Annotated in this window: 6 protein-coding genes and 6 tRNA genes; 4 read left to right on the plus strand and 8 right to left on the minus strand. The window is 72.2% G+C overall.

Annotated features, from left to right (window positions below; genetic code table 11):
* The 6 genes from ACFWIS_RS26225 to ACFWIS_RS26250 all read right to left on the minus strand — a co-directional run bounded on the left by ACFWIS_RS26225 (nt 1) and on the right by ACFWIS_RS26250 (nt 635).
* Nucleotides 1-70, minus strand: a tRNA-Val gene (locus ACFWIS_RS26225).
* A gap of 44 nt (nt 71-114) precedes the next feature.
* A tRNA-Val gene (locus tag ACFWIS_RS26230) sits at nt 115-186 on the minus strand.
* Nucleotides 187-230: 44 nt separating this feature from the next.
* A tRNA-Val gene (locus ACFWIS_RS26235) sits at nt 231-302 on the minus strand.
* Between the two features lie 40 nt (nt 303-342).
* Nucleotides 343-414, minus strand: a tRNA-Val gene (locus ACFWIS_RS26240).
* A 34-nt stretch (nt 415-448) separates the two neighbouring features.
* Nucleotides 449-522 (minus strand) — tRNA-Cys (locus ACFWIS_RS26245).
* A gap of 40 nt (nt 523-562) precedes the next feature.
* Nucleotides 563-635: transfer RNA gene (locus ACFWIS_RS26250), tRNA-Gly, on the minus strand.
* A 367-nt stretch (nt 636-1,002) separates the two neighbouring features.
* On the opposite strand from ACFWIS_RS26250, the gene ACFWIS_RS26255 reads away from it, so the two are divergent.
* The 3 genes from ACFWIS_RS26255 to ACFWIS_RS26265 all read left to right on the plus strand — a co-directional run bounded on the left by ACFWIS_RS26255 (nt 1,003) and on the right by ACFWIS_RS26265 (nt 3,868).
* Complete coding sequence (locus ACFWIS_RS26255; RefSeq protein ID WP_380463935.1) at nt 1,003-2,088, plus strand: chorismate-binding protein; 1,086 nt, start codon at nt 1,003-1,005, stop codon at nt 2,086-2,088.
* Nucleotides 2,089-2,100: 12 nt separating this feature from the next.
* Nucleotides 2,101-2,931, plus strand: a complete 831-nt coding sequence (locus tag ACFWIS_RS26260) for an aminotransferase class IV (protein WP_380463933.1) — start codon at nt 2,101-2,103, stop codon at nt 2,929-2,931.
* A 79-nt stretch (nt 2,932-3,010) separates the two neighbouring features.
* Entirely contained in the window at nt 3,011-3,868 is an 858-nt protein-coding gene (locus tag ACFWIS_RS26265) for a GNAT family N-acetyltransferase (RefSeq protein ID WP_380463931.1), read from the plus strand.
* A 15-nt stretch (nt 3,869-3,883) separates the two neighbouring features.
* Here the strand turns inward: ACFWIS_RS26265 and ACFWIS_RS26270 are convergent, their stop codons facing one another.
* Nucleotides 3,884-4,384 (minus strand): DsbA family protein, encoded by a 501-nt coding sequence (locus ACFWIS_RS26270; protein ID WP_380463929.1) that lies wholly within the window; start codon nt 4,382-4,384, stop codon nt 3,884-3,886.
* A 111-nt stretch (nt 4,385-4,495) separates the two neighbouring features.
* Here ACFWIS_RS26270 and ACFWIS_RS26275 point away from each other — a divergent pair, with 111 nt between their 5' ends.
* The gene (locus ACFWIS_RS26275) at nt 4,496-4,951 is read left to right on the plus strand and encodes a hypothetical protein (protein ID WP_380463927.1); all 456 of its coding nucleotides are present in this window, start codon (nt 4,496-4,498) and stop codon (nt 4,949-4,951) included.
* A 25-nt stretch (nt 4,952-4,976) separates the two neighbouring features.
* On the opposite strand, the gene ACFWIS_RS26280 is transcribed toward ACFWIS_RS26275, so the two are convergent.
* The gene (locus tag ACFWIS_RS26280; protein WP_380463925.1) at nt 4,977-5,546 is read right to left on the minus strand and encodes a CGNR zinc finger domain-containing protein; all 570 of its coding nucleotides are present in this window, start codon (nt 5,544-5,546) and stop codon (nt 4,977-4,979) included.
* Nucleotides 5,547-5,777 lie beyond the last annotated feature (231 nt).

The following is a 5,777-nucleotide window of genomic DNA, read 5'->3' on the forward strand; positions in this document are numbered from 1 at the left end:
CGCGATACTGGGATTGAACCAGTGACCCCTACCGTGTCAAGGTAGTGCTCTCCCGCTGAGCTAATCGCGCCTGATGTGGCGGTTGTGCAGCAGGCCCCGAGGGGCCTGTTACTGTGCGCGATACTGGGATTGAACCAGTGACCCCTACCGTGTCAAGGTAGTGCTCTCCCGCTGAGCTAATCGCGCCTGATGTGGCGGTTGTGCAGCAGGCCTCGAAGGGCCTGTTACTGTGCGCGATACTGGGATTGAACCAGTGACCCCTACCGTGTCAAGGTAGTGCTCTCCCGCTGAGCTAATCGCGCCTGGTGAGGCGTTCCTGCAGCAGACCCATGAGGTCCGACGTGCGCGATACTGGGATTGAACCAGTGACCCCTACCGTGTCAAGGTAGTGCTCTCCCGCTGAGCTAATCGCGCGGGGAGGCCTCCCGGTGGAACCGGGAGGGCCTCTTGGAGGTGGAGACGGGATTTGAACCCGTGTACACGGCTTTGCAGGCCGTTGCCTCGCCTCTCGGCCACTCCACCAGGCAACACATGAAGAACGACCTTACACTGTTCTCCATCGAGCGGACGACGAGATTCGAACTCGCGACCCTCACCTTGGCAAGGTGATGCTCTACCAACTGAGCTACGTCCGCCTGTCTCCCGGGATCTTCACCGCTTTTCTTCGGCTGCGCTCCCCGGCGACGTGTTGAACTCTAGCGGATTCCCGGGCCAGCTAAAAATCCGTTCCCGCAGCGTGCCGAGGGGATGCCCGCGGAGTGCCGTCCCGTCAGCCCTTCCGGCCGGTCACCGGCCGCCACCTGCGGCGCTCCCGGACGATCATCCGCAGGTCACCCGGCGCACACCAGCGTGACGCACTCGGCTGCTCGCACCTGGGGGCGCGGAAAGCAGTGGGAGCGCCGGAAGCGCCGGGAGTGCGGGGAGTGCGGGCCCGACCCGAGCCACGCCCGCCGACCTACACTTCAGGCACCGCCGCCCCCAGCACCACCGCGCAGGAGAACCGTGTCCGGCCACCCCGCCCCCCACACCCCGCTCGCCCGCTTCGGCGGCCGTCTGGCCACCGGGCTGCGCGACGTCACCTCGGACCCGGCCGCGCTCGACTCCGCCGGCTACTGGGCCGTCGCCTACGACTTCGAGGGCCGGCTGACCTGCGGCCGCTTCGACGACGTCCGCCCCGCCCCGGTCCCGCCCTCGGGCGCCGGCTGGCAGGGCCCGGCCGCCGGCAGCTGGCACAGCTCCCTGGACCGCGCCGCCTACACCGCGGGTGTGCGCCGCATCCGCGAGCACATAGCCGCCGGCGAGGTCTACCAGGCCAACCTGTGCCGAGTGCTGTCCGCGCCGCTGCCCGACCCCGACCGCAGCGACATCGACGCCCTCACCGGCCTCCTCGCCCGCGGCAACCCCGCCCCGTACGCGGGCACCATCCGACTGCCCGAGCACGGCGTCGAGATCGCCACCGCCTCTCCCGAGCTCTACCTGCACCGTTCCGGACGTACGGTCTCCTCCGGGCCGATCAAGGGCACCGGCCGCACCGAGGACGACCTCCTCGAGAAGGACCACGCCGAGAACGTGATGATCGTCGACCTGGTCCGCAACGACCTCGGTCGGGTCTGCGGGACCGGCAGCGTCACCGTCCCCGACCTCTGCGCCGTGGAGAAGCACCCGGGCCTGGTCCACCTGGTCTCCACCGTCGAGGGCACCCTGCGCGACGGTGCCGGCTGGCCCGAACTGTTCGCCGCGACCTTCCCTCCCGGCTCGGTGACCGGCGCCCCCAAGTCCAGCGCCCTGCGGATCATCGAGGCCCTGGAGACCGCCCCGCGCGGCCCCTACTGCGGCGCCGTCGGCTGGGTCGACGCCGATCGCGGCGAGGGTGAACTCGCCGTCGGCATCCGCACCTTCTGGCTCGACCGGCAGGACCGGCAGGCGCCGGTCCTGCGCTTCGGCACCGGCGCGGGGATCACCTGGGGCTCCGACCCCGAGCGCGAATGGGCCGAAACCGAGCTGAAGGCCGCCCGGCTGGTCGCGATAGCGTCGGGCAGCGAGATCGACAGCGACACCCACACCGATCATGAGCCGCACCGCGCCTAGGAGTAGCCCTCGATGGACAACCGCACCACGAGCTGGGTCAACGGGACCCTCGTCGACTCCGCCGACGCCGCCGTCTCGGTCCTCGACCACGGCCTGACCACCGGCGACGGCGTCTTCGAGACCCTGAAGGCCGTCGACGGCCGGGCCTTCGCGGTCACCCGCCACCTCGACCGGCTCACCCGCTCCGCCCGCGGCCTCGGCCTGCCCGACCCCGACCACGACCTGGTCCGCGAGGCGTGCGCCCAGGTGCTCGCCGCCAACCCGGCCCCGCTGGCCCGTTTGCGCGTCACCTTCACCGGCGGCAACGCCCCGCTCGGTTCCGAGCGCGGCACCACCGGCCCCACCCTGGTGGTCGCCCTCGGTGCCATCAACCGCCGCCCCGACGAGACGGCCGCCCTCGTCGTCCCCTGGCGCCGCAACGAGCACAGCGCGGTCGCCGGCCTCAAGACCACCTCCTACGCGGAGAACGTCGTCGCCCTGGCCGCCGCCCACCGCGCCGGCGCCTCCGAGGCCCTCTTCGCCAACACCGCCGGCCTGCTCTGCGAAGGCACCGGCACCAACGTCTTCGTGGTCGTCGAAGGCCGCCTGCTCACCCCCACCCTCGCCTCCGGCTGCCTGGCCGGCATCACCCGGCAGCTGGTCATCGACTGGTGCGGCGCCGAGGAGGCCGACCTCCCGCTCAGCGCCCTGCAGGACGCCGAGGAGATCTTCCTGACCTCCACCACCCGTGACGTCCAGGCCGTCACCCGCGTCGATGACCGCGAACTGCCCGGCATCGGCCCGGTCACCGCCAAGGCCATGGACGTCTTCGCCCAGCGCAGCGGCGACGACCTCGACCCCTGATCCCGGGCCCGGGCAGAACGCCGAGGAGACGCCACGGGCCACGTGGATAACCTTCCCGGCGAGGGGAAGGGACCACCACATGACCACCACGCTGCGCCCCGAGGGCCCGGAGACACCCACCACGGCCGGCGGCCGCACCAGACGCTGGCGGATCCTCGCGAACGGTCACCAGGTCGGCGCGCTGCGCACCGCCTCGGCCCGCCATGGCAGCCAACTCTGGGGTGAGATATCCGAGTTGGAGATCACGGAGGGCCGCGGCCGGGGCCGCGGCACCTTCGGTGCGCTGGCCGCTGAGGAGGTGCTGCGCAACTGGGGTTGCACCCGGGTGGACGTGGTGGTCCCCGAGTCCGCCCCGATCGCCCGCGGGCTCGCCACCGCCCTCGGCTACACCGAGCGGATGCGGAACCTCGGCAAGAGCCTGACCACCGCCCCGGCCCTGCCCGCCGGCGTCACCGCCCGCCCGATCGGCGCCGCGGAGTTCCCGGCCTGGATCGACAGGGCGGCCCGGGAGTACGTCCGCTCCCTGATGGACTCCGGCCTCACCGAGGAGCAGGCCCACGCCAAGTCGGCCCTGGACCACCGCAACGTCCTCCCGCAGGGCGCCGACACCCCCGGCGTCGTCCTGCGCCGGCTCCACGGCACGGACGGCCCGGGCGGTGCGGACGGCGACCCGCTCGGCTCGCTCTGGGTGAACCTCCACCTGCGCGACCTGCCGGACGGCACCCCGCTCGCCTGGGTCATGGTGGTCGAGGTGTCCCCGGCCCACCGGGGCCGGGGACACGGCCGCACCCTGATGCTGCTCGCCGAGCGGGAGTGCCTGGCCGCCGGGGTGCGCGAAATCGGCCTGAACGTCTTCGCCGGCAACGAGGTCGCCCTCCGGCTCTACGCCTCGCTCGGCTACCGGATCGTCAACCGTTGCTTCGGCAAGCCACTGTGACGAATTGACCGATCGTCAGGAGGCCTTCGCGGCCTCGACGGCGGCGACGATCCGCTCGCGCAGCCCGTCCTGGCTCTTCCCGCCGTCCAGCCGCTCGCGACCGATCACGTACGTCGGCGTGCCGGTGACCCCGATCGCCTTGCCCTCGGCCTGGTCGGAGTCCACGATCAGCATGTGCCGGCCGTCGACCAGCGCGGTGTCGACCTCCTCGACGTCCACCCCGACCTCCCGGGCCACCTCCAGCAGCACCTGCGGCCCCCGGGCGTCCAGCTCCTCGACCCGGGCCAGCAGCGCCTCCACGAACGGCCACCCCAGCCCCTGGGCGAACGCCTCCTCGGCTGCCTCCGCGGCGGCGTAGGCGTGCTTGTGCTTCTCCAGCGGGAAGTGCCGCAGCTCCACGGGCAGCGCGTCGCCGTACTGGGCGCGCAGCGCCCGTACGTCGTCCAGGGCGGTACGGCAGTCCGGGCACTGGAGGTCGCACCAGAACTCGAGGCGGGGGAGGGAACCATCGATCATCCCCCCAGTGTTCCACTAGTGGGTGCCCGTTCCCGCCCGGCGGTGCGCCCGAGGACGGACCGACAGGGAGGCACCGATGACCAGGACGACCGGAGACGAAGGGGTCCACTCGTGCTGACCGCGGCGATCAGTTTCCTCCTCACGGCCGGCGGCGTGGCCGTCGCGGGACAACGGGCCTGGCGCCGGCGCTTCCGCTCGGCGACCCGCTGGTTCGCGGTGGCGCTGCTGCCCGCCGGGCTCTACCTGACCGGCCTGTTCCCGTTGGCCGGCACCATCGGCCGGGAGTTCGCCGACTGGGCGGCCAAGCTGGTCTTCGACCCCCGGGTGTGGACCGGCATCGTCCTGCTCGGCGTCTCCGCAGCCCTGCTGGCCGTCACCCGCTGGATCGACCGCCGCGGAGCCCTGGAGGACTCCCCGGAGCGCCCGGCCGCCGCCGGTCCGGCCCCCGAGCGCCCGGCCGTGGCCCAACCGCCCAAGGCGCCCGCGAAGAAGCAGACGGGCAAACGGGACGACGGTCTCGGCGACTTCGCCGACATCGAGGAGATCCTCCGCAAGCGCGGCATCTGAGGCGCGTCGGCCGGAGACAGGCGGGTCAGGCGGAGGCGACGGCCTCCGCCGACCGCTGCCGCGCCCGGTAGGCGGCGACGTGCAGCCGGTTGCCGCAGGTGCGGCTGTCGCAGTAGCGCCGCGAGCGGTTCCGGGAGAGGTCCACGAAGACCCGCGCGCAGTCCGGGGCCTCGCACCGGCGCAGCCGCTCCCGCTCGCCCGCCATCAGGATGAAGGCCAGGGCCATACCCAGCTCCGCCGCCAGGTGGGGGCCGAGCGCGGCGTGCGGCGCGAAGTAGTGGATGTGCCAGTCATGGTGGTCATGGTTGACCAGCCGGGGCGTCGTCCCGGCGGCCGCGACGATCGCGTTGACCAGCTCGGCCGCGGCCTCGGTGGACTCCGTCCGGAACACCTCGCGCAGCCGGGTGCGCAGCTCGTGCACCTGGCGCAGGTCGTCCTCGGTCAGTGAGTCGATCTCACTGATCTCCCGGCGGACCACGAAGGCGTCCAGCGCGGCGACGTCCGGCAGTCGCTCGTCGCCGCACACCTCGGGTGCCGTGTTGAGCAGATCCACGAGGATGCTCAGCGCGCACTCGGTGTCATGGGTGATCAGCACGTTGGGACTCCTCGCGCAGGGGGACTCCGGTACCCCGCGTCCACGGTTACCCCAGACCATACCGGCCCTTGCGGCACAGGGGCGGCGCCTTTGTTCGAAGGCCTGTACGGATTCCGTCAGAGCGTCCCAAAGCGGGCGCCGCCTCCCGACGCACCCCCTTGCGTGGCTTCCGCTGCGCCCCGGGAACGACGACGGCGCCCGGCAGCGAGGCCGGTCACCCGTACGGGTGAC

Source organism: Kitasatospora sp. NPDC127060 (assembly GCF_042724935.1).
GTDB lineage: Bacteria > Actinomycetota > Actinomycetes > Streptomycetales > Streptomycetaceae > Kitasatospora.

Excerpts from the sequence above, each read along its gene's own strand:
- ACFWIS_RS26265 (WP_380463931.1), top strand. The coding sequence starts at position 3,011 with ATGACCACCACGCTGCGCCCCGAGGGCCCGGAGACACCCACCACGGCC.
- ACFWIS_RS26270 (WP_380463929.1), bottom strand. The coding sequence starts at position 4,384 with ATGATCGATGGTTCCCTCCCCCGCCTCGAGTTCTGGTGCGACCTCCAG.
- ACFWIS_RS26260 (WP_380463933.1), top strand. The coding sequence starts at position 2,101 with ATGGACAACCGCACCACGAGCTGGGTCAACGGGACCCTCGTCGACTCC.